17 protein-coding genes and 2 pseudogenes are annotated in these 21,392 nt (G+C 63.8%); 4 read left to right on the forward strand and 15 right to left on the reverse strand.

The genetic code is table 11. From position 1 onward, the window contains the following. A pseudogene (locus HMPREF1023_RS12890) lies at positions 1-350 on the reverse strand (IS256 family transposase); the annotation flags it as partial. 195 nt (positions 351-545) lie between these two features. On the opposite strand from HMPREF1023_RS12890, the pseudogene HMPREF1023_RS12895 reads away from it, so the two are divergent. After that, positions 546-1,037: pseudogene (locus HMPREF1023_RS12895) on the forward strand (CPBP family intramembrane glutamic endopeptidase); the annotation flags it as partial. 9 nt (positions 1,038-1,046) lie between these two features. On the opposite strand, the gene HMPREF1023_RS12900 reads toward HMPREF1023_RS12895, so the two are convergent. The 3 genes from HMPREF1023_RS12900 to HMPREF1023_RS12910 form a co-directional block, all read right to left on the reverse strand. Then, entirely contained in the window at positions 1,047-1,187 is a 141-nt protein-coding gene (locus HMPREF1023_RS12900; RefSeq protein WP_226844200.1) for a hypothetical protein, read from the reverse strand. 593 nt (positions 1,188-1,780) lie between these two features. Continuing rightward, positions 1,781-4,030 (reverse strand): molybdopterin-dependent oxidoreductase, encoded by a 2,250-nt coding sequence (locus HMPREF1023_RS12905; RefSeq protein ID WP_009306867.1) that lies wholly within the window; start codon positions 4,028-4,030, stop codon positions 1,781-1,783. Positions 4,031-4,039: 9 nt separating this feature from the next. Further along, entirely contained in the window at positions 4,040-4,693 is a 654-nt protein-coding gene (locus tag HMPREF1023_RS12910) for a 4Fe-4S dicluster domain-containing protein (protein ID WP_015761389.1), read from the reverse strand. 365 nt (positions 4,694-5,058) lie between these two features. Here HMPREF1023_RS12910 and HMPREF1023_RS12915 point away from each other — a divergent pair, with 365 nt between their 5' ends. Beyond that, entirely contained in the window at positions 5,059-5,775 is a 717-nt protein-coding gene (locus HMPREF1023_RS12915) for a Crp/Fnr family transcriptional regulator (protein ID WP_009306869.1), read from the forward strand. A gap of 235 nt (positions 5,776-6,010) precedes the next feature. On the opposite strand, the gene HMPREF1023_RS12920 is transcribed toward HMPREF1023_RS12915, so the two are convergent. Both HMPREF1023_RS12920 and HMPREF1023_RS12925 read right to left on the reverse strand, forming a co-directional pair. Further along, on the reverse strand, positions 6,011-7,387 hold the full coding sequence (locus HMPREF1023_RS12920) for a DHA2 family efflux MFS transporter permease subunit (RefSeq protein WP_009306870.1): 1,377 nt from the start codon (positions 7,385-7,387) through the stop codon (positions 6,011-6,013). A gap of 214 nt (positions 7,388-7,601) precedes the next feature. Next, positions 7,602-9,194: an FAD-dependent oxidoreductase gene (locus tag HMPREF1023_RS12925; RefSeq protein ID WP_015761391.1), complete on the reverse strand. Its 1,593-nt coding sequence runs from the start codon at positions 9,192-9,194 to the stop codon at positions 7,602-7,604. 432 nt (positions 9,195-9,626) lie between these two features. Between HMPREF1023_RS12925 and HMPREF1023_RS12930 the strand changes: the two genes are divergently transcribed. Both HMPREF1023_RS12930 and HMPREF1023_RS12935 read left to right on the forward strand, forming a co-directional pair. After that, a complete protein-coding gene (locus tag HMPREF1023_RS12930; protein WP_009306872.1) occupies positions 9,627-11,198 on the forward strand; it encodes a LuxR C-terminal-related transcriptional regulator in 1,572 nt (523 codons plus the stop codon). Continuing rightward, the gene (locus HMPREF1023_RS12935) at positions 11,179-11,535 is read left to right on the forward strand and encodes a DUF1648 domain-containing protein (RefSeq protein WP_009306873.1); all 357 of its coding nucleotides are present in this window, start codon (positions 11,179-11,181) and stop codon (positions 11,533-11,535) included. Before HMPREF1023_RS12930 ends, HMPREF1023_RS12935 begins: the two co-directional genes overlap by 20 nt. Before the next feature lie 31 nt (positions 11,536-11,566). On the opposite strand, the gene pth is transcribed toward HMPREF1023_RS12935, so the two are convergent. The 9 genes from pth to HMPREF1023_RS12980 all read right to left on the reverse strand — a co-directional run bounded on the left by pth (position 11,567) and on the right by HMPREF1023_RS12980 (position 21,329). Then, on the reverse strand, positions 11,567-12,124 hold the full coding sequence (gene pth, locus HMPREF1023_RS12940) for an aminoacyl-tRNA hydrolase (protein WP_009306874.1): 558 nt from the start codon (positions 12,122-12,124) through the stop codon (positions 11,567-11,569). A 6-nt stretch (positions 12,125-12,130) separates the two neighbouring features. Next, on the reverse strand, positions 12,131-13,096 hold the full coding sequence (locus HMPREF1023_RS12945) for a ribose-phosphate pyrophosphokinase (RefSeq protein WP_009306875.1): 966 nt from the start codon (positions 13,094-13,096) through the stop codon (positions 12,131-12,133). Between the two features lie 177 nt (positions 13,097-13,273). Continuing rightward, entirely contained in the window at positions 13,274-14,839 is a 1,566-nt protein-coding gene (locus HMPREF1023_RS12950; protein WP_232228725.1) for a helix-turn-helix transcriptional regulator, read from the reverse strand. Positions 14,840-14,894: 55 nt separating this feature from the next. Beyond that, a complete protein-coding gene (locus tag HMPREF1023_RS12955) occupies positions 14,895-15,779 on the reverse strand; it encodes a 4Fe-4S binding protein (RefSeq protein ID WP_009306877.1) in 885 nt (294 codons plus the stop codon). Beyond that, positions 15,779-16,414, reverse strand: a complete 636-nt coding sequence (locus HMPREF1023_RS12960; RefSeq protein WP_009306878.1) for a 4Fe-4S dicluster domain-containing protein — start codon at positions 16,412-16,414, stop codon at positions 15,779-15,781. The genes HMPREF1023_RS12955 and HMPREF1023_RS12960 overlap by 1 nt, the downstream gene beginning before the upstream one ends. 3 nt (positions 16,415-16,417) lie before the next feature. Then, positions 16,418-17,086 (reverse strand): molecular chaperone, encoded by a 669-nt coding sequence (locus HMPREF1023_RS12965; protein ID WP_009306879.1) that lies wholly within the window; start codon positions 17,084-17,086, stop codon positions 16,418-16,420. Between the two features lie 161 nt (positions 17,087-17,247). Beyond that, entirely contained in the window at positions 17,248-18,057 is an 810-nt protein-coding gene (locus tag HMPREF1023_RS12970; protein ID WP_009306880.1) for a DmsC/YnfH family molybdoenzyme membrane anchor subunit, read from the reverse strand. Position 18,058: 1 nt separating this feature from the next. Then, a complete protein-coding gene (locus tag HMPREF1023_RS12975; RefSeq protein ID WP_009306881.1) occupies positions 18,059-18,643 on the reverse strand; it encodes a 4Fe-4S dicluster domain-containing protein in 585 nt (194 codons plus the stop codon). Then, positions 18,633-21,329 carry a molybdopterin-dependent oxidoreductase gene (locus HMPREF1023_RS12980; RefSeq protein WP_009306882.1) on the reverse strand — a complete coding sequence of 899 codons (2,697 nt, stop codon included), beginning with the start codon at positions 21,327-21,329 and terminating at the stop codon, positions 18,633-18,635. The genes HMPREF1023_RS12975 and HMPREF1023_RS12980 overlap by 11 nt, the downstream gene beginning before the upstream one ends. Between the last annotated feature and the right edge of the window lie 63 nt (positions 21,330-21,392).

Below are 21,392 nucleotides of genomic sequence, written 5' to 3' on the forward strand. Positions count from 1 at the left end.
CCGATCACGTGCTTCTCGGTGCAGGCGATCATAATCACGACGTCGCGCCCCAGCCAAAGGCCATCCACCTCCACCACGTGGTGGACCTCGTCACAGACAGGAGCCACGGGCCACAGGTCCCAGAACTTATTCGTGAGATGCCGGAAGGTGCGTCCGGGCATGCCGAACTCGCCTTGGGTCTTTTTCGAGAGCAGCCACCTCAGGAACAGCTCTAGCAGTTTAGGCTCGTTGTCGTAACGTTGCGTGGTGGATGCGCCGCATGCCTTGCAGCGCCAACGAGTCGCCCCCGACGAGGTCTTCCCGTTGCGTTTCGTGTCGCCCCCGCACGCAGGGCACAGTATCTTCTTCATCCCGTGATTGAACCACGGAATTTAAGAGGGCGGTTTACGGCCTCTGACCTGCGGTGTCAAGTCGAAAGCGGACACACATTCTTGCCAGGCACTTAAACCTGCCTCCGAAATTTAAACGATGGTTTATCGAGGGTTTGACCTGCCCTTACACCCCTAAAACGGACACACTTTCTTGCCTATAACCCCACGTTCGGCGAGGAGTGGGGCTGGCGCGGCTACCTGGTGCCGAAGACGGCTGCGCGCCTGCGCATCGTGCCGACGCTGCTGGTCACGGGCGTGATCTGGGGTTTGTGGCACGCGCCGCTCACCATCATCGGGCACAACTACGGCGTGGGGTATCCCGGCTGGCCATTCGCCGGCATCGCTGCCATGTGCGTGTTCTGCACGGCGCTTGGAATCTTCCTCACCTACGTCACTGTGCGCACGGGCAGCTGCTTGGCGGCGGCTGTCGGCCACGGTGCGATCAACGCGTTCGTCAGCGCGGGTATCATGTTCTCGCTCACGGGCGGCAACCCCTTCGTGGGACCCATGCCCGTGGGCATCGTCGGCGGCAGCGCGTTCATCGTGGTCGCGGCCCTCATGCTGTGGGATATGCACCGCCGCGAGAAAGCCGGCACCCTCGCTATGCCGCAGGCGGGCCTGCCCGACGACATGACGAAAGCCGACCTCGCCCGCACGGCAAGCTAGCATACGCGCCTACCGCTTGATCACCGGGCAGACGACGGCGCTGACGGCGGGCAGCGCCGCGCACAGGTAGAGGGCGGACAGCGCCGAGGCCGATGCGTCGACGAGCGCGCCCGCCAACCCGTCACCCCAAGAAAGCGAACCGGAACCCAAACCCCCTTGCTCAGCATCGAACGGGATAACAAGAACGGATGTTTCACGTGAAACATCCCGCCGCACTTGGTGCGGTCGCCGCGCACCAAGAAGAAGTGAGGGCGGGGTCGAGCTCGCGCTTTGCTCTTCGAACGCTACGGCCGGCGCCCTCCTCCCCTGCGCCTGCGCGGGATCCGCGGACGCAAAGGGCGTCGGCGCAGTACGCACCCATTCATCTGCGCAAGCACAGCCTCGCATCATTTCGCGTCGCGAGGCTCGAACCGATTTCAAGGACCCCTCTGCAACTTTTTCGACTTCGTGGCAGGCTTCAGGGTCGAAAACGATCTTCCGGATGATCGATCGACTGCAACCAATCGAGAAGCTCTTGGAAAACCCCTGGTCGGCGCTTTCGGCGGCTTCCTCAACCTGCCACGAAGTCGAAAAAGTTGCAGAGAAGCTCGATTTTTCTACTCGAGCTGCACGAGCGGGAGGCTGGCAGAAGGACCCCTGCCATCCGAGTACGCTTCACATGAAACACCCCGCCGTCGTTGCAGGCGGCACGCGGCGTAGGAGGGACGCCCCGAAACGGAACGCCCCTCCTCAAGATCGCCGCGCTATACGGTGATCTTGCCCTTGCCCGTACGCTCGACCTCGCACAAGCCGGATCGGAAGGGAGGGAATCCGGTGATGGGGTCGAAGTCGCGCGTGGTCAGCAAGTTGATATCGGCCTGGTGCCAACCGTGGAAGACGTCCACGACACCGGGCAGCACGAGGTTCGTGATCTCGGCTTTCATCGTCACTTCACCGAACTGGTTGAACACGCGCACCTGCGCGCCGTCCGTGATGCCGCGCGCCTCGGCGTCGTCGGGGTGCAGGCGCACCACCGGGTCGGGCATGAACTGGTTGAGCCACGGCAGATCGCGCAGCTTCGAGTGGGTGTAGTACGGCACGCGCGAGCCGCTGTTCAGCACCAGCGAGTAGTCCTTCGCCTCGTCGGGCGTGCTCACCGGGCTATGCACCGGCTCCTCGTACACCGGCAGCCCCTCGAAGCCGTACTGCTTCAGAATCTCGCTCACCAGCTCGATCTTGCCCGTCGGCGTGTTGAAGCCGGGCTGGCCGTCCTTGCGCAGGCCGCCGGTCTCGTACTTCTTCTCGTCCTTCGAGCCGCCCGGCACCTCGTAACCCTCGGGATGCTCCCGCAGCAGCTCCAGCGAGATGTCGATGCCCGCACCCCGGTACATATCGTCGAGCGCCGCCTCCACGCTGCCGCCGTAGCACTCCTCCTCGAAGCCCAGCGCGCAGCCGATCTCCAGGATGATCTGCCAATCCTCGCGGCACTGGCCCATCGGCTTCACCACCGGGTCGCGATGGAAGATCTTGCGGCCGAAGATGGCTGGCGGGGCCATGCGCTCGTAGCACATGGCGGCCGGCAGCAGCATGTCCACCAGGTCGTGCGTCCAAGGACGCATATAGTAGTCGATGGCCACGGTGAACTCCATGTCCTTAATGGCCCTCTGGTACTCAGGCGTCTGCGGCCACATCATGGAGTTCACGCCCAGCAGCACGCCGGCGCGGATCTTGCCGTCGGCCACCAGCTCGGGCAGGTGCGCGGTCTGGATCATCTTGAAATAGTGCGCCCACACCGGGAAGTCATCCTTGTCGTAGCGGATATCCTGCAGGCCCTTCTCGGCGTACATGTCCTCGAGTCGAAACGCCGCAGTGGACGCCGAGTAATCGAACGGCAGCCCCGGCCCCATGGCCAGGCCGCCCGCCACGTCCAAATCGCCCGTCAGCGCGATGATCGAGTACACCGCGCGCTGGAAGTTGCCCACGTTGGTGGCGTGGCACGCGCCGGCCGAGCTGGACACCAGCGTCGCGGGCGCGTTCTCGCAGATGATGCGCACGGCCTCCTCGAGCTTCGCAGCGGGAACCCAGGTGATCTCCTCCACGCGCTCGGGCGTGAACTCCTGCACGTAACCGGACAGCTCGTCGAAGCCGTGCGTCCACTTCTCCACGAAGTCCTTGTCGTACAGACCGTCGCGCAGCATGACGTGGATGAACCCGAGCGCAAGCGCGCCGTCGGTGCCGGGGCGCAGCTGCAGATGCACGTCGGCCAAGCCGGTCACCGTGGGCGTGATGCGCGGGTCGACGACGACGAACTTGCAGCCGCGCTCCTTCTGCTTCATCATGTCGCCGAAACGGTAGGGCTGCGACCATGCCGGGTTGAGCGACCACACCAGGCAGCTGGCCGTGGCGTCGGTAGGATCGGAACCCATGGTCAGCTGGCCGGTCACCAGCTGCGAGCAGATCCACGTGGCCGCCGCGCAGGTGGAGCTTTCTGTGCCGTACGTGGGCGAGCCGAACAGCGTGGCCAGGCGCTGCATAGCGCCGCGCGGCTCCTTCGGGTCGCCGCAGTAGAACAGCACCGCTTCGGGACCGCTCTCTTCTTTGATGCGGTTGAGCTCGCTGGCGATGCGCGCGTACGCGTCGTCCCAGGAGATGGGCTCCCATTCGGGCGCACCCGTGCCCTTCGGGTTCGTGCGCACCATGGGATACGTGATGCGATGCGGATCGTACAACTCCTGCAAGCTGGAAATGCCCTTCGCGCAAATGGGGTCGGCCGGGTACTTGTCGCGCGCCTCCACGCGCACCACCTTGCCGTCCTTCACCGACGCGGCGATGCCGCACTTCGGCACGTGGTTGCACATGTCGCAATAGGTGTTCTTCACCTCGATGGGCGCCTCTTCCGCAACGGCCCCTTCGGGATGCACGATCTCGTACGCCCCACCGGCCAGCGCGGCACCCGCAACGGCCGCCGTCCCCTTGAGGAACGTGCGGCGCGAAACATTGATATACTCGCTCATAGTATCCCCCTACCTTCCCTTCTTCGACGAGGCCAGCGCGTTGGACGGCAGCACGTCAAGCGGCATGCCATCGACCGGGCGGTAGTAGAACGAAGTCTCGTCCACGCGCAGCACCGCCTCGTCGCCGGCGATGAACTTCGACACCGGGCTCTCCGGGTCGTCCAGGTCGCCGAAGTAGCGCGCGCGGCCCGGGCAGTTCACCACGCATGCCGGCTGCTTGCCCTCGGCCAGCCGGGCCTCGCAGAAGATGCACTTCTCGGCCACCAGCTCGCGCTGCACGCCGTAGGACTCGTAGGGCGCGGGCACGTCGGCGCCGAACATGTTCTCGCTCGTGCGGTTGAGCTTGCGCGCGCCGTACGGGCACGCCGCCAGGCACAGCCCGCACGCGATGCACTTCTCGTAGTCGATGACGGTGATGCCGTCGTCGCGCCGCACGCTGGCTCCCGTGGGGCAGGCGTCCACACACGCGGGCTTCTCGCACTGCACGCACGCGTTCGGCACGTACGCCCGACCGCTCTCCCCTGCCTGCGTGCCCCATTCGTACACGTCCAGGTTGTTCCACGACACCCCCGGCCGCTGGTTGTTCTGCATCTGGCACGCCACCACGCATGCGCCGCATCCTGCGCATCGGCGCAGGTCGATGGCCATTCCGTACCTTGTCATCCCCTCGTCCTTTCTCCCTGGCGCGGCCGTTTCGGCTCGCACATCTCCTGGTGCGAACTCTACGCGGGACCGAGGGCCTCTTCCAGAAGCGCCCGCAACAACCGATTTCCGTATTTCGCCCTCCCGCGCGGCTGGCAGCGGCATCATCGGTTTCTGGCGTACGCCAGGTTTAAGCACGTCAAAGGGACGGGCGACTTGACACACCTCAACCTTGTCGGTGACGAGCGGCATGTGTGTCAAATCGCCCGTCCCTTTGACACACGACACACGCTCTTCGGCGTTGACGGCAAACCCCCACAAGTGATAGTATTGTCCTGGGGATTCACCATGCAGCGCGGCTGGCCGAGCCGCAGGGAGAGGGAACCATGGCAACCGAGCAAGAGTATCGATCCATCCTGATACCGAACCAGCCGTTCCGCCGGCTGAAGATCGCCGACTACATTTCGCAGGGGAAGAAGAAAAAGCTCTTCAAGGGCGAGTACATCCGCACGAGCGCCAAGACCATCGACGACTTGTACTATTACTACATCGACGAAGGCCAGATCGTGGCCACGTTCGAGCAGGAATCGGGCGAGGTGGCGCCGCTGTACTGGCGCAACGCGGGCAACGCCTTCTCCGCCGAGTACAACGACTACGCGTCCATCGGCCGCTACAAAGCGCGCTTCATCGCCGCGCAGAACACCGTGCTGTTCGCGTTCACGCAGCGCCAGCTCTACGAGCTGAGCCAGGACGACCCCGAGCTGTTCTACGAGTTCATCAACGTGTGCCACATGTCGTTCGCGCAGATGGGACACCGCATCAGCAACACGGGCTACCAATCGTCGACGAAGCGCATGATCATGTGGCTGCAGAAGCTGTGCGCCACGCAGGAATGCGACGAGCACGGCGTGTACGACATCGAGTGCAAGCTGACGCTGCAACAGCTGTCCGAGCTGCTGTCCATCCACATTACCACCTGCACGAAGATCGTGGCGGCGCTGGAGAACGAGGGCGTCATCGAGCGCACGCGCACGCGCATCCGCATCTTCGATGCCCAGCGCCTCGCCCAATACGGCCTCGAGGACACCCCGCTGGCGTACTGATCGCTCCTATGGCGCGAAGTCGCGCTTGCGATCTGAAGGAGCGCGTTCCGCGCCGATTCGTGACGGACGCGGCGCGCGAACGACATGGCGAAAGACGCTCACCTTCCCCAGCCTTATGCAAAGCGAGACAACGCATCATCGCCCGTAAAACACGGTTTTCGCACCTGAGACGTGTTTTTCGGGCGATGATGGGCCGCGCACGGCTCCGCTCGCTGCGATCGCGCATGTTTCGCAGCTAGCGTACCTTCGCCACGATGAAGCCCAGGGTGGCCACGGCCATGACGGCGGAGAAGCCGAAGGCCAGCTGGTAGGCCAGCGCGGGGTTCGCGAGCCCCGCCGCAGACGCGCCTGCCACCGCGATGAGGAACACCATGACCGACGTGCCCAGCGACGCGCACGCTTGGCGGGCCGAGATGCAGAACGACGAGCCGTCGGCCACGATAGGCCGCGGCAGCTGCGCGAGGCTCCACGACGTGAGCGGCCCCACCAGCCCCGACACGCCCACCGCACGCACGGCCTGGCACAACGTGGTCACATACAACGGCGTGTCCGCATCGAGAAACGACATGAGCACCGCGCCGGTCGCCAGAAACGCGCCCGACACGAGCGCGACGGGACGCACCCCCACTTTGTCGGTGAGCACGCCCGCCAGCGGGTTCAGCACGAGCGCGGCCACGGTGCCGGGCAGCAGCACAACCCCGGCTTCGAGCGCGGTTCCGCCGCACAGCCCTTCCACGTACAGCGGCACGATCAGCGTCACGCCCATGAAGGAGGCGTTCAGCAGGTTCTGCGCAATGAAGCCCGCGCGATACTGGCGCGATGAGAAGATATCCATGCTGATCAGCGGGTCGTCCACCCGCTTCTGCCGCCGCACGAACAGCACGAGGAACAGCGCGCCCAGCACAAGCGGAGCCCAGATGAACGGGCTTTCGAACGAGAAGCTGCTCGCGTTCGAGAACGCCAGCAGCAGCCCGCCGAACCCGAGCGTCGACTGCGCGAGCGACACCACGTCGAGGCGCGCGCTCTTGTCGGGAGCCGCCGAGGGTTTGATGGCGACGGCCGCCGCAGCGGCAAGCGCCAACATGATGACCACGAGCAGCACGAAGAAGCTGCGCCATCCCAGCGAGAAGCTCATCGCCCCGCCGATGGTGGGACCGATGTTCGGCGCGAAGCCCATCGCGATGCCTGCCACGCCCATGGCCGTGGCCTGACGACCGCGCGGGAAGCGCGTCATGGCGATGGTCTGCATGAGGGGCATGAGCATGCCCGTGGAGATAGCCTGGAACACGCGGCCCGCCAGCAGCACGCCGAAGTTGGGAGCGAACAGGTCGGCCAGCGCCCCCACCAGGAAGAACGCAAGCGCGATGAACACGTGCTGGCGCACCGAGAAGCGTCGCGAGAGGAACGTGGCCACCGGAACGGTGATGCCCAGCACCAGCATGTAGCTGGTAGTCAGCCATTGTCCCAAGTCCACCGTCAGGCCGAACTGCAGCATGATGTCGCCCAGCATGGCGTTGACCGCAGTCTGCGAGAGGTTCCCCGACGCCGACGCCAGCACGACGATGGCGAACAGCGCGTACACGCCCATCCGCTCGCTCTTCACTCGTTTCATGCCCGCATGTCGCCTACCCTCCGTTTCCCACCAGCGCATTCCAGTATATCCCAAATATGCGCGAACGCAGGAGGAGCCTCTCGCGCTTCGCGATGCAAAATCGCTAAAGCGCACGAGGCTCCTCCTTGGACGGGTCGCTTGAAAGACATGCGTGCGGCCATCGGATCATCTTAGCGAACAACCCGAAAGCAATCGACTCCGGAAACGCCTATCGCTACGAACGAGCGAGTGCGCTTCTAGCCGATATCCTCCCGAACGCACCGCACTCCCCCACGTTTCCACCTCCTTGGTACAGATGGCCCCAAATCGAGCCGAACTCACCGGCAGAATACAATCCCGGAATAGCCTGCCCGAACGGGTCGAGAATCTCGCCCTTTTCGTTGCGAACCGGACCGCCATCGGTATTGAGCAGTGCAGGGACGCAAAGCATCGCGTAGTAAGGAGGCTGGTTCAAACCGGTGAGCGTGTCAGAAGGACGGTAGAAAGCGAGATCCTCTCCCTTGTCCACAAACTCGTTCCATTGCTTGACCGTTTTCAGCAGCTCGTCTTCGGGAACTTCGATAACCTTGGCAAGCTCCTCGAGAGTGTCCGCTGAAACCGCCCATCCGTCACCGACGGGATCGGTCGAAGTCTCTTCCGGACACGCACCCGCGTCAAGACCCGCCTGATCGAATACGAACCAACCCTTTTCCGGCAAGGGAAGGTGCGCCATATCTCCACCGAACTGCGTGATGCCGTGTCGGTAGCCGACGTTGCGAGTTATGTCGGTATCGGGCAGCGCATATTTTTTGAAATTGCTGCATGCGTCGAAGTCCTGGTAGAACCTTCGTCCGTTCACGCCGACGGTGATGCCGTGCTGCTTCACCGTAAACGAGTACAACGTCGAAACGAACCGGGTGTTCTCTATGTTGCGCAAAGAGAGCCAGTATTGGGCGCCTCCGTGCATATGCCAGAAGTCGGCACCCGCTTTCATGCAGATACGATGCCCGTCGCCAGTGTTCGCCTTGCCTGCATACGGATAGCCTTTGACGCCCGTATAGTCGCGAAGCATATCCGGGTCGCTTTCGAAGCCCCCCGTGCACATGATGACGCCTCGCTTCGCACGGTACGATTTGCCGCCCGCCACAACGCCCGTCACTTCGCCCGTTGAGGCATCGCGAACAAGCGACTCCAAAGGCGTGGAAGCCTTGTACTCTATCGTGTCGTTGCGCTTCTTCATTTCGGAAAACAAGAACTCATGGATATGATGGGGCTGATCGCCCTCCGTTTTGAAGAGAAGGAAGCCCACCGTGTTGTCGTCGGGGTACTCGGCGTATTCGTTCGTCTCCTCCCCCGATGGGTCGGGTTCGTAGATGTTCAGCCACTCTTCCTTAGCCCCCAAACCCAAAATCCAGTTCAGGTTTTCCTTCGATTCTTCCACGAACGCCCTGATGGTTGCTTCCGGAGTGCTTTCCCCTATAAGGTGTCCCAAGTAGTTCATCGGGCCGTCGGTTTCGTCGAAATACAGCTGCCAACCCGCGCAGAACGGGCTGTTCCCGTTCGGAAGCGAGTCCTTTTCCACGACAAGACAGGAAGCCCCGTCACCCTCGTCCGCCACCGTTATCGCAGCAGTAAGCCCCGCAATGCCGGCACCCGCCACTATGACGTCGTACTCTCCGTCCCATTTCTCATTGGAAGAAGCCGAATCGGCTTCCCCGCTGGCGCACCCCGCAAGACCGAAAGCGGTAGCCCCGGCCAAAGCCAGACCTGCCCCCTTCAAGAAATTGCGGCGCGTTGTCTTGGTTCCCTGCTGATTCTCATTCGTCATCGCGCATTCCCCCTCCATATCTCATCCCTTTCTGCATCGATCGCTAGCCTGCCGAAGCCAGCGCCTCGACAGACGGCAAGGCTCGCTTCCGCAACCTGCCGCTTCCACTTTTACCCTTCCTCCCGAGCCCGTTCATCCGACAAACTGTCCGAACGAGGTTGAAACGCATCCCCGAACCGGATGATTTTCGTCCCGGACGCACTATGCGAGACAATATCGCTATCTGCGCGCTTACCGCGAGAACCTCGATGTTCTATAGTGGATCGAACCAGAAACTGCACCGTCTCGAACCAGGCACGACCAAGAAGAGCGGCACGCGTTTTCGCGCGCTAGCGTAAGGCCTGAATCGGACGCGACGCGATAAACGGTCAACGGTTGGTCGTTCGAATGAAATCAGGCTTCCAAATCTCTCTGGAATGCAGAAAGGCGCCCATGAAGAACGTCACGCCCTATTCGCTCGATGACGAAGCTGTTCGTTCGGATGCAGCCGTCTCCGTCATATCTTCGATCGGATTGACTGCCGTGATAGTATGGGCCGACCTCTTGGGGCACGGATTCGGATTCGCACCGTCTTCGTCGATTATTCAACAGCTGGGAAATGCCCGTCTTTTCTTTCTCGTAGGATTCACCCTCTGCGCCATAGGATCCGTGCTTTTAGCGAGAGCTCCACAAAGAAAAACGCAGGTGCTGACAAAGGCGGCTCCGACAGCCGCTTTCCTTGGAACAGGACTATACGGCTTCGCCTACCTGCAAACGGCGCTACCGTCGGAGATCATCGCGCTTCTGGGACTCGTCTGCTGCGGCGCCGGATACTACGCGACGACTTTGCTCATATATTGCGAACTCGCAAAAACGAAACGCCTCGTCATGGCAATAGGAGCCTTATCAGCGAGCTTGATTCTCAAAACGATCGTCGGCTCGGAGTTAAGCACGGCTCTGACCTCGTCGGCACAAGTGGTTTTTGCTTCGATTCTGCCTTGGGTCTCCTTCGCGTGCCTGGAGGCGCTCAAGCGCTTCGGCACATCACGCTATCTCGAAGCATACCGCTCTCGCCCACTTTTGACGAAAAAAGGTATGTACGACCTCGTGTTTCTGCTAGTAGCCGTATCGTTGATACTGGCGGCTCTGAGAGGCACCAGCCATCTTGGACTCTGGGGAAGCAACCATTTGGGATCGCCCGTCTCAACTCCGGCAGGCTACCTCACAGTCGCCCTCGCTTTGACTGCTTGCGCATACCTCACCCTGCTTCGCAACAGCAATAATCAGATGCTTGTTCGATACCAGCCTGCGTTCCTTGTCCTAGCCGGAGGCTTTCTCATCTACGTTCTTCAGAATGAGTACGTTTTCGCACGGATCGCAGATCCCGTGTTCGACTGGCTCTACCTGACCGTAGAGTTGTTCGGGCACCTGCTCTCGGGAACCATGATCATCACCGCCATCCGCTCGGCATCGGCGCCGGCCTGGCTGTTCCAAGGAATAAGCGATTCAGCTTTCGGCTTAGTCGCTGTACCATGGCTGCTCCTCGTTCAGGAAGCTCATGTCGATATCAGAATCCTGATGGCCGTAGCCATCTTCCTCGTGATGGTAGCCGCCATACGTCCCATGAGCACGCGCCCCATGGAAATCGAGCGCTCGCTCTCTTTGTCATCTTGCGAAGGCGCAGCGGAGCTTCAAGGCGATCGTTCGACAAGCGCAAGCGAGCCAACAGAGCGCAACGAACCCTCGATAGAGCAACGCGTCAGCGAAACCCTGACGAAATACCATCTGGAAATCGCGAAGCGGCACAATCTTTCCTCCCGCGAAAGCGAGGTATTCCTCCTTTTGGCTCAAGGCAGAAGCCGTCCTTATATTTGCGAGGTATTCTGCTTGTCCGATGGCACCGTCAAAACGCATATCACGCATATCTACCGCAAATTCGATGTCCACAATCGACAAGCTTTCATCGACCAAGTTCAGAAAGAGATCGCGGAGCTCGACATGCGCAATGGACACCAAAGCGCATAGCGCCAAAACTCAAACAAGCAGCAGGCACGGACGCGTTGCGCTGCTGGCTGTGCTGGCCATCCTGCCGGTTGTGCTGACCGCGCTCGCCCAGCCGTTTCTGCCGGATAGCGTCCCCCTGCACTACGGAGCAAGCGGCCCGGATCGGCTCTCCCTACTCTCACCCGCCCTATACATGCTGATCACGGGCAAGGGCCTCTCGCTCGTGAACTTCCATCCCGGAACGAGCGACCTCGAGAAACGCACCGGAGCCGACAAACAGCAGGCGCGCGCCATCGGCGGTTTGCTGCTATTCCTCACCGTCATCGTCCTCGTGGAATTACTCGTAACGGTGAAATGAAAACGCACCCGCCACTTTCGACGGGTGCGCGCTAGTTGAACGCTTGCTGGGTCTTCTCCAACCCTACCTGCACCAAGGACAACGCCGCTTGTGCGCCGCGGTCGGTGGCTTGGGCGAAGTCGTCGGCCGCGTCCTTCTTCGGCTTCGACAGCACCCAGTCCACCACGGGCATGCGTCCCGGCGGGCGCCCGATGCCCACGCGCACGCGATGCCAGTCGCGCGTTCCCAGCTTGTCGCAGATAGAGCGCAGGCCGTTGTGCCCCGCGTGCCCGCCGCCGAACTTCACGCGCACGGTACCGGGGTCGATGTCCAGCTCGTCATGCACGACGATCAGGTGCTCAGCATCCACGCCGTACGCGTTCATCAGCTGCTTCACCGGACCGCCCGACGTGTTCATGTAGCTTTGCGGCTTGGCCAGCACCAGGTCGTGATCGCGATACACGCCTTTGGTGGTCAGCGCGCCGCATTCCGTCTTCCAGTAGCGCGCGCCCACCTCCTCGGCGATCAGGTCCACGGCGTCGAACCCGGCGTTGTGCCGCGTATGCTCGTACTCCTCGCCCGGATTTCCCAGGCCAACGATCAAAAACATCGGACCCTACTCGAACAGCGAGGCAACGGAGCCGTTGTTGTAGACGTTGCTGATGGTCTTCGCGAACAGCGGGCCCACGGACAGCACCTTCACCTTGCCGGTCTGGCGCTCCAGCGGCACGGGCACAGCGTTCGTCACCACCACTTCCTCGATGGACGAGTTCGCGATGCGCTCGTACGCCGGGCCGCTGAACAGGCCGTGCGTCGCGCACGCGTACACCTTCTCGGCGCCCTTCGCCTTGAGCGTGGTGGCGGCGGCAACCAGCGAGCCGGCCGTGTCGATCATGTCGTCGTTCAGGATGCACACCTTGCCGTGCACGTTGCCGATGAGCGCCGTGATCTCGGCCTGGTTGTGCTTCGGGCGGTCCTTGTGCATGATGGCGATGTCGCAGTCCAGCATGGTGGAGAACTTCTTCGCGGCCTTCGCGCGGCCCACGTCGGGCGACACGACGCACAGCTTGTCCTTGTCCAAGCCCATGCTCTGGAAGTAGTCGACGAAGATGGGCATGGCGGTCATATGGTTCACCGGCAAGTCGAAGAAACCCTGGATGGCGTCCTGGTGCAGGTCGATGGTGATGACGTTGTCCACGCCCGACGCGGCCATGAGATCGGCCACGAGCTTGGCGGTGATAGGCTCGCGCGGGGCGGCCTTGCGATCCTGGCGCGCGTAGCCGTAATGGGCCACCACCGCCGACACCGAGCGGGCCGAGGCGCGCTTGGCGGCGTCCACCATGATGAGCAACTCCATGAGCGCGTCATTCACGTCGTAGCCCGCGCCGCTGCACACCGATTGGACCAGGAACACGTCCGCGCCGCGCACGCTTTCCTGGTAGCGCGCGTAGATCTCGCCGTTGGCGAACTTCTCAAGCTTGACGTTGCCGAGCGACACGTTCAGATCCTTCGCGATCTCCTCGGCAAGCTCGGGGTTGACCGACCCCGAGAACAAGGCCATGCTCTTCTGCACTTCCGTCATGTGCGCGCTCCTTCGCTTCACCCTCAGGGCCGCCGCACCGCGCAGCCGTCGCCCCCTGTCTCATCGGCACTATTGTATCCGCACGCGTCGCGCACGCACAGGGTGAACTTCGGCATCTTCGCAGATTGACCGCAAGGTCTGACAAGAGGCAAGCGCCCAACTCCGGACGGAGAACGCTCAGCGCACGATCTTCCCGTCCTCGATGAGGCTTTGCAGCTCCTGCTTGGAATGCACGCCCGCCTTCGCGTAGACGTTGCGGATGTGGCTTTTCGCCGTGTTGAACGAGATGCCCAACTCGCCTGCGATGTACTCGATGGTATAGCCCTTCCCCAGCAGGAACAGCACGTCGCGCTCGCGCAGCGACAGGCCCGCCTGCTCGGCCAGCGCGTTGCAGCTTTTCGTCCAGGCGCCCTCGCGCGGCGCGCCGTCGCCGTCGCTGGCGCCCCCAGCGCCCTCCGGCCCCCTGCCGCTAGGGAAGAAATCGCCCGTCCCCTGGTCGGTCTGGGCGTTGCGGGTCTTCCTGAGCGCCATGCCGATGGTGCGCTCGTTGAGGATGACCATCGACACCACCAGCAGCACGAACACCATGCCCATGGCAAGCGCCACCATGTTGCTGGGGTTCTCCACCAGCACGGGCGCCAGCGACGCCCCGGCGAACCAGCCCACGGTGGTGCCCGCCGCCGACGCGCCGCGGCCCCACCCGAACACGCGCACGTACGACAGGTCGGTGCGGTTCGCCACGTTGGCCAGCAGGCACCACACCATGAGGATGAACAGGTTGTACGCGATGCTCACAAGCTCGACCTGGATGACGCCCAGGCCGCCGAACAACGGCACCACGAGGTTGCCCAAACACGTGAGGATGATGATGGGATAGTACAGCTGGCTGATGTCGAACTCGCGCACCAGCAGCCCCACCAGCACGAACAGCAGCACGGCCGCGCACGCCGTGGCAAACACGATGATCACGCCCTGGTCCGTGGCCGCCGACAGCGGCTGCTGCAGCGCCATGAACCCCTTGATCACGCCCGCGATCACCGAGAACACCGACACCGCCACCACGAGGCGGATGAAGTAGCCGCGCGGAAGCTCGCGCACGGGAACGACGTCCTCCGCCGGCTCGCTCGGCGCGCGCACCGCGGCCATGGTGAACACCACCGCCAGAAGCGGCAAGCTGGCCGCCATCAGCAGCCCCACCGGCTGGGGCAGCCCGATGCAGACGAAGTACAGCATGCCCGCGAAGATGAACGACCCCGCCGTGTACATGAAAGCTTGGCGCGCGCCCACCGTGCTGTACACCGAACCCAGGCGCAAGGCGACGAACGCGGTGCCCACCCCGGTGAGCGAGCAACCCGCCACGTACAGCGCCTCGCCGGCCTGGGCAGGCGCCGACCAGGCCACCACCAGCGTGGCCAGCGTCGCCATTCCCGCCAGCACCGTCACCGACAGCCGCGACTCCACGATGCGCGCCGTGACCTTCTGGAACGCCCCGGCCACGATGAGCACGAGGCCCAGCGCCGTCGTGGAAGCCAGGTACATCACCGACATGGCGTTGCCCCCGACGGAAGCCCCCGACCAGCCGAACAGCACGTCGCTGTTGTAGCTGAGGAAAATCCACGCGTAATAAGCTCCGAAGCCCAGGAACTTCATGCTGGGCCACTGCTCGTCCAGGTCCTCGAGCAGCCGCGTCGCCGAAAACCGCGCGCGATCCCGCTCTTCGCCAGCCTTCATCTCACGCATCATGTTCCTCCCCTTTACGCGGCCTCGCAACAGCCCGCGCTCCCCGTACCGCAAAGGCCTATTCTAACACCCGCTCGTCCTCCCCCGCTTCGACCCCGTCGCCGTCCTCGCCGACGCGTTTCGGAAGAAACGGAAACGAGATGGCATGCATCGGGCATGCGTCGGCGCACGCACGGCATTTCGTGCACTCGTGCATCGGCGCCGAGCCGGATGCGTCGTGCAGGTCGATGCCCTCGGGACACACGTCGGCGCACTGATGGCAGGGCTCGCCTTTGGACGAGCGCAAACACGTCGCCTCGTTGCTGACGGGACGAAACGTCTTGTTCAGCCGCGACACCAGCGACAACAGCGCGCCCAGCGGGCAGAAGCGGCTGCACCACTTGCGCAGCACCAGCACCTCCAGGGCGAGCATGGCCGGAAACACCAGCAACGACAGGGCCACCTCGTTGAACTGGAACAAGCGCCACACCGCGATGAGCGTGGCGAACGTGAGGCCCACCGGGCAGATGAGACAGAACACCGGGAACCCGAACACCGCCGTGGACAGCAGCGCGCCGCCCAGCACCCAGTTGCGCGAATCGGCCGCGCCGCCGCGCTGGGCGGCGGGCACGTCGAGCGCATCGGACGCACGACGCTTGCGCTTCGGCTCCTTCAAGCCGAAGATACGCCTCAGCAGGGGGATCGGGCAGCCCCAGGCGCAGAACGCACGGCCGAACAGCACCACCAGCGCAATACCGATGGCCAGCGCGATGAGCATCGGCGGCACCACGGTCTTGCTGGCCAGCGCCGCCTCCGCCGCGCCGAGCGGACAGATGGCCGCGATGTCGTAGATGCCCCAGGCCGACGGCGTGCCCGTACCGGTGTGCAGGGCCAGCCCCAGGCACACGAGCGCAATCACCGCCAAGACGGACAGCGTGCGCAGCAGTTTGGAGTTCCGTTTCATCACGCGCTCATCTCGCTCTCGTCCTCCACCACCGTCTTCCCCAGTCGCGCGTACGCGCTGGGACTCACCACCACGATGCCGCGCCGCGTGCCGCCCGAGAAGCTGCGGTACACAAGCGCCGGGCACACGTCCTCGCACACGCCGCAGCCGTTGCATCGGTCGGCGTCCACCACGGGATGGCCGTCTCCATCAAGCGCGATCGCCTCGAACGGGCAGGCCTTCTGGCACTCGACGCACCCCTGGTAGTAGGCCACGCAGCGGTCCTTCTGCACCACCGCCATGCCCATCTTGTCGGCCTCCGGGTCGAACGCCCCGATGGCTCCCGTGGGGCATACGCGCTGGCAGTCGCCGCAGAAGTCGCAGCTTCCCCGATGGAAGTTCAGCTTGGGCGTGCGGGCGCGTAGAAAGCCGTCGCCAACCTCCGCCACGCCGATCACCCCGGTGTGGCACACGCTGCGGCAGCGGTCGCACTTCACGCACGAGGCCAGCAGATGCAGCTCGTCCTGCGCCCCCGGCGGCCGCACGAGCGCGGTTTCGGACGCGCCGTCGGCCGCCTTCACCGCCCCGCCGAACGCGGCGAATACGGCCGCTGCGCCGCAGAACCCTGCGAACGCCCGTCGCGTGTACGCGGCCATGGCTTACGCCGCCTGGGCGCTCTGGCCGATCATCTGGTCTTCCAACTGCAGAAAGCCCTCGGTGATGTCGGCGACGCCCCGATAGAACGCGGTTTGCGCGTACGCGCGCACGTCAGCGCACAAACGCGGCACCCAGTTGGCCAGGTGCTCGTCGAAGAACGCGCGTTGCTTCGCGCACAGCTCGGCGTAGCGCGCCTCGTCGCCAGCATCGAGCGCCGCGCCCGCGCGCTCGATCAGCTTCGCCATGAACTGGAACTCGAACGACAGATGATCCTCCGGCGTGGTGTTGTCGGCCGGCAGGCCCAGCTCCTCGCCCAGGTAGAACGCCACCGCGGAATCGCGCGCATCCTGCATGAGCAGGTGCTCCTCGCTCGTGTACACCGACTCGTACGGCGGCGCCATCAGCTGCTCGTACATGCCCGCGCACAAGAACACGCGCGCGTAGTCCACGGCAAGCTCCTGGCGCGTGCCCGAATCGCGATGGCGCAGGTACTCCTTCACCGTCGCGTATCCCGCGCCCACGTACTCGGCATCCGTCGGCAGGTCCTGCTTCGTCAGCGTCCCTATCTGCTCGTCGGTCAGTTCCAGCTTGTACATGCTTGCCAGGAATTCGTAAAAGCCCTTGCGCGCGGCGTTCACCTCGGCAAGCTCTTCGCGATCATGCTGTTCCATGGTGCTCTCCTTGCATTCCCCGTTGGTTACCGGTTCCGTTGTCGACCGATCGAGCCATACGCATGAGGGGAGGGGGGGGTTGCGTATGGCTTGATCGAGCGGCCCGGTCGGGGGCCGTCCTCCGCACGCGCGCAGGACGGCCCCTTCCCCGCCGGCATCGTCTACAGGACGATGCCGAAGTAGTTGGCCACCGCGGTGCCCACCATCCACATGACGGCGCGGAACGCGATGGATCCGATGATGCCGCCGGCGAACGCGACGGTCGCCATGGTCACGGCCGACGCGGGCTTGCTGCGCGCCAGCCATCCGCACACGAGGGGCGCGAGACCGCCGCACACGAGTGCGACCCAGAAGATGGCCGCGGCATCGCCCGTCGCCGCGCCGGACGCGAAGCCGAAGGCCAAACCGGACACGAGCGCCAGAACGCCGCCGATCACGGTTTCCAAGCCGGCCAGCTTCACGGCCTCGGCGCTCTCTTTCTTGCAGGCGACCAGCAGCAGGTACAGGCTCAAGCCGCTCGCCGCGCCGAAGCCCAGATAGCCCAACGGCAGCGTGATGGTGTTCCACGTGGTGCGCGCCTCCATCATGTAGGAGTAGCCGCTGGCGAAGCTGAACACGATGCCGATGACGGCGGCCAGCACGGCAACCGCTTTGCGGGCTCCGGCCGACGCATCGCGCTTCAGCAGGATCACGTACACGGCCACCGCCGCGATGAACAGACCGATGAGCAGCGCTTCCAGGAAGATGCCCGCCGTGGGATGGCTCAGCACGGCCATGATGCGGTCGGGGTGCGACAGGTGCGTGACCGACGCGATGCCGCCCACGACGGCCAGCACGAGCGCCAGAACGGAAGCCACCAGGTTGGTGCGCTGCGTCAATCCACGCAGCTCGTCAACGGCCACGCCGACCGACACCCATGTGCCGCAGCTGGCGATCGCCGTGAACAGAACGAGGGACCATTGGATGTCCATGCTACTCAGCCCCTTCCATCCACTCGCCGTGCATGCTGGTCATGATGTACTTCGTGCAGGGGTTGTTGCCCACGTTCGGCAGCTCGTGGATGTCCGCCGCATCGTACTTCGCCAGCTCCTTGGACACGTCGGAGTTCGGATCGTCCAAGTCGCCGTAGAAACGGGCGCCGGCGCTGCAGCTCTTCACGCACGCGGGAAGCTCGCCGTTCGCCGTCAGGTGGCCGCACAGCGTGCACTTCTCCACCGTCTTGGACGCCTTGTTCCAATCGCGCACGCCGTAGGGGCAGGCCATCATGCAGTACTTGCAGCCGATGCACTTCTCGCGGTCGATGAGCACCACGTTGTTGCCATCGCGGTAGCTGGCGCCGGTGGGGCACACGTGCACGCACGGGGCATCGGCGCACTGCTGGCACATGGTGGGCAGCGGGTAGCGCGTCATGTTCGGGTAGTCGCCGAAGGGCCCGCGCTGCAGCATCTTGTTCCAATGCTCGCCCAGGGCGATGTCGTTCTCCATCTTGCACGTGATCTCGCAGGAATAGCAGCCCGTGCAGCGATCGAGGTTCACCACGATGCAGTTATGCGCCATAATCGAACACCTCCTCGGTAGGATCGCTCGGCTGCGGCATCCAGGGCTCGAACTGCTCGGGCTCGGTCCACACGCCTTCCGGAGCAGCGGCGTCAGGCGTGACCTTCACCTGGAAGCCGCGCAGGGTATAGGTGCCGTACTCGGGGTTGTACGGCTCGTCGTTCTTGGTCAGCACGTTGATGTTCATCACGCGGTAAGCGCGCTCGGGGTCGGTGTCCAGCAGCTCGGGCGCCCAGAAGCGCTCCTGGTAGATGACGCCCTTGGCGATGGCCGTGGTAACGCGCGCCTTGCCGTGCGTCTCGCCGCGGCGGCTGGCGATGGTGCACCACTGGCCGTCCTCCACGCCGTAGGTCGCCGCGTCGTCGGGATGGATCCACATCTCGGGCACGGGGTAGATCTCGCGCAGATACGGGATGTTGCGTAGCGTGCCGTGGTGGTACATGGGCAGACGGCCCTCGGTCAGCACCAGCGGGTACTCGGTGTCCGTGAGCGGGCTTTCGGCCGGCTCCTTGTAGTAGCACAGCGGCTCGTAGTCCTTCGACGCCGGCTCCAGCACCAGGTTCTTCTCCTCGAAGCACTGCGACCAGGGGAAGCCCGTGCGGCCCAGGATGGTATTGGACTCGCAGTACACCTCGCACTTCTTGGAAGGCGTCCCGAAGCCCTTGGCTTTGCCGGTGGCCTCGTCAACCGCCTTATAGCCGTAGTACGTGCGGTACTCCTCTTCGGTGCACCACTCGAACACGCCCTTCTCGGCCGCTTCCTCCCAGCTCATCTTCAGGTTGTTGAGGTGCAGCTTCTGCTTCTCGTACTCGTTCTTGTACATCGGGATGCCGTTCGTGCCCTCGGCCGTGAAGGCCTCCTGCGCATGCACGTTGCCCATCTCGGCCATCTTCTGCACGATCTGCGTCCAGATGAGGCCCTCCTCCACCGTCTCGAACAGGTGGGTGACCGCCTGGCGGATGACGATGGCGTTCAGCTGCGGGATGACCAGGTTGGTTTCCAGCCACTCCGCGGAGGGAAGCAGCATGTCGGCACACAGCACGGAGAACGCCGTCGGGTACATGAAGATGTGGCAGACGAAGTCGAGGTTCGGGACGATCTCGTCGAGGCACGTGGCGTTGCCCAGCACCACGTGCTTGTTGCCGGAGCGCTCGAACCATGCGTGGATCTGGTAGGGATCGCCGTCCTTCATGGCCTTGAACACCGCGGGAATGAACGCCATATCCCAGTCCAGCAGGCCCTTGTGCTCCTGCACGCCCAAGCGCTTGAGCATCTTCTCCTTCTTGAGGAAGCGCGGCGTGTTGGGGATCTGATCGCGCGCCGGGCAGGCTTTGAAGCTTTGCAGCATGGCGCCGGGCTTCTGCACGTTGCCCATGAGGTACTCGAGGTTGAGGGCGCCGAGCGCGCACTGCTGCGACTGCTCGTATTGGTCGATGGGCACGCCCTGCATGATGCCGGACTGGCCCGTCGTGTAGATCTCCAGCGCCTTCTCGATCTGGCCCTCGTCGAGCCAGCAGATCTCGGCCGCCTTCGCCAGCGTGAACTCCTCCACGCTCTCCTTGAGCAGCTGGCCGCCCGTGGGGTACTGCTTCCCGTCGATCTCGTACGTGCCGAACAGCGGCGGGGTGACGCCCTCGTTCATGGGGTACTCCAGCACGACGGGCTTGCCCTGCGCCGGATCCCAGATGACGTAATCGGCGTCGGTGCCTTCGAGGCCGCATTCGGTGGGCTTGAGGGTCAGGCGCGTCTCGGGGTTCACGAGGTAGGGCATGTTGGTCCAGTTCGTGCAGAAGTCCTCGTCGTACTTCTCGTTGTCGATGATCCACTTCGTCCACGCCATGAGCAGCGCGGCGTCGGTGCCGGGGCGGATAGGCAGCCACACGTCGGCCTTGGCGGCGTCCATCGTCATGCGCGGGTCGATGACCACGGTCTTCAAGCCCTGCTCGCGGGCGCGCAGCTCGGCCAGCGCGCGGCCGCCCGTGGCAACCGAGCTGTTGGCCGGGTCGGTGCCCCACAGCACGAGGGAGTCCACCGGCGAGTCGGTGAAGTAGTAGTCCCAACCATTGGAGTCGCTGAAGGACAGGTTGTTCGGCTTGCCCATGCCGTTCGACAGCTGCGAGGCGCCCATGCGTGGCAGGTAGCACTGCGCGCAGCCAGGCTCCCACACGTTGGGCGTGTTGATGGCCTCGCCGAAGCGCTTCACGTTGCTGAAGTGCGGGTTGCCGCCACCGCCGGTGGACACGGCCACGCATTCCGAGCCGTACTTCTCGTCGATCTCGATGAGCTTCGTGGCGATCTCGGTGATGGCCTCGTCCCAGGTGATGCGCTCCCACTGGTTCTGGCCGCGCTCGCCCACGCGGCGCATGGGGTACTTGTTGCGGTTGGGATGGTACAGCGCCTGGATGCCGGCCATGCCCTTCGCGCACAGGCCGCCCTGGCTCATAGGGCTTTCGGGATTGCCCTCGATCTTGATGACGCGACCGTTCTTCACATGCGCCAGCACGGCGCAGCTTGCGATGCAGGCGCGGCAGGCCGTCTTCACGATCTTCACGTCGCCGCCCGTATCGGCATGCGCCGGATCGACGTGCACGAGGTCGTCGCTCACGGCAACGCCCAGACCGCATGCGGCGCCCAGCGCCGCCGCCGACTTCACGAAACTGCGTCGCGTGATGGTAGGCTGTGTCATGTTCCCTCCTTCTTCTCGTCTTCGCTTTCTTGTTTGCTTGCTATCTCAGATGGGAGCGCCCGT

This window comes from Eggerthella sp. 1_3_56FAA (genome assembly GCF_000185625.1).
Lineage (GTDB): Bacteria > Actinomycetota > Coriobacteriia > Coriobacteriales > Eggerthellaceae > Eggerthella > Eggerthella lenta.

Coding starts and splice junctions, on each gene's coding strand:
- HMPREF1023_RS12965 (WP_009306879.1), bottom strand. CDS start 17,086: ATGGAACAGCATGATCGCGAAGAGCTTGCCGAGGTGAACGCCGCGCGC.
- pth (WP_009306874.1), bottom strand. CDS start 12,124: ATGTTTTTGATCGTTGGCCTGGGAAATCCGGGCGAGGAGTACGAGCAT.
- HMPREF1023_RS12910 (WP_015761389.1), bottom strand. CDS start 4,693: ATGACAAGGTACGGAATGGCCATCGACCTGCGCCGATGCGCAGGATGC.
- HMPREF1023_RS12955 (WP_009306877.1), bottom strand. CDS start 15,779: ATGAAACGGAACTCCAAACTGCTGCGCACGCTGTCCGTCTTGGCGGTG.
- HMPREF1023_RS12930 (WP_009306872.1), top strand. CDS start 9,627: ATGAAGAACGTCACGCCCTATTCGCTCGATGACGAAGCTGTTCGTTCG.
- HMPREF1023_RS12970 (WP_009306880.1), bottom strand. CDS start 18,057: ATGGACATCCAATGGTCCCTCGTTCTGTTCACGGCGATCGCCAGCTGC.
- HMPREF1023_RS12915 (WP_009306869.1), top strand. CDS start 5,059: ATGGCAACCGAGCAAGAGTATCGATCCATCCTGATACCGAACCAGCCG.
- HMPREF1023_RS12920 (WP_009306870.1), bottom strand. CDS start 7,387: ATGAAACGAGTGAAGAGCGAGCGGATGGGCGTGTACGCGCTGTTCGCC.
- HMPREF1023_RS12950 (WP_232228725.1), bottom strand. CDS start 14,839: ATGATGCGTGAGATGAAGGCTGGCGAAGAGCGGGATCGCGCGCGGTTT.
- HMPREF1023_RS12980 (WP_009306882.1), bottom strand. CDS start 21,329: ATGACACAGCCTACCATCACGCGACGCAGTTTCGTGAAGTCGGCGGCG.
- HMPREF1023_RS12945 (WP_009306875.1), bottom strand. CDS start 13,096: ATGACGGAAGTGCAGAAGAGCATGGCCTTGTTCTCGGGGTCGGTCAAC.
- HMPREF1023_RS12935 (WP_009306873.1), top strand. CDS start 11,179: ATGGACACCAAAGCGCATAGCGCCAAAACTCAAACAAGCAGCAGGCAC.
- HMPREF1023_RS12975 (WP_009306881.1), bottom strand. CDS start 18,643: ATGGCGCATAACTGCATCGTGGTGAACCTCGATCGCTGCACGGGCTGC.
- HMPREF1023_RS12960 (WP_009306878.1), bottom strand. CDS start 16,414: ATGGCCGCGTACACGCGACGGGCGTTCGCAGGGTTCTGCGGCGCAGCG.
- HMPREF1023_RS12925 (WP_015761391.1), bottom strand. CDS start 9,194: ATGACGAATGAGAATCAGCAGGGAACCAAGACAACGCGCCGCAATTTC.
- HMPREF1023_RS12905 (WP_009306867.1), bottom strand. CDS start 4,030: ATGAGCGAGTATATCAATGTTTCGCGCCGCACGTTCCTCAAGGGGACG.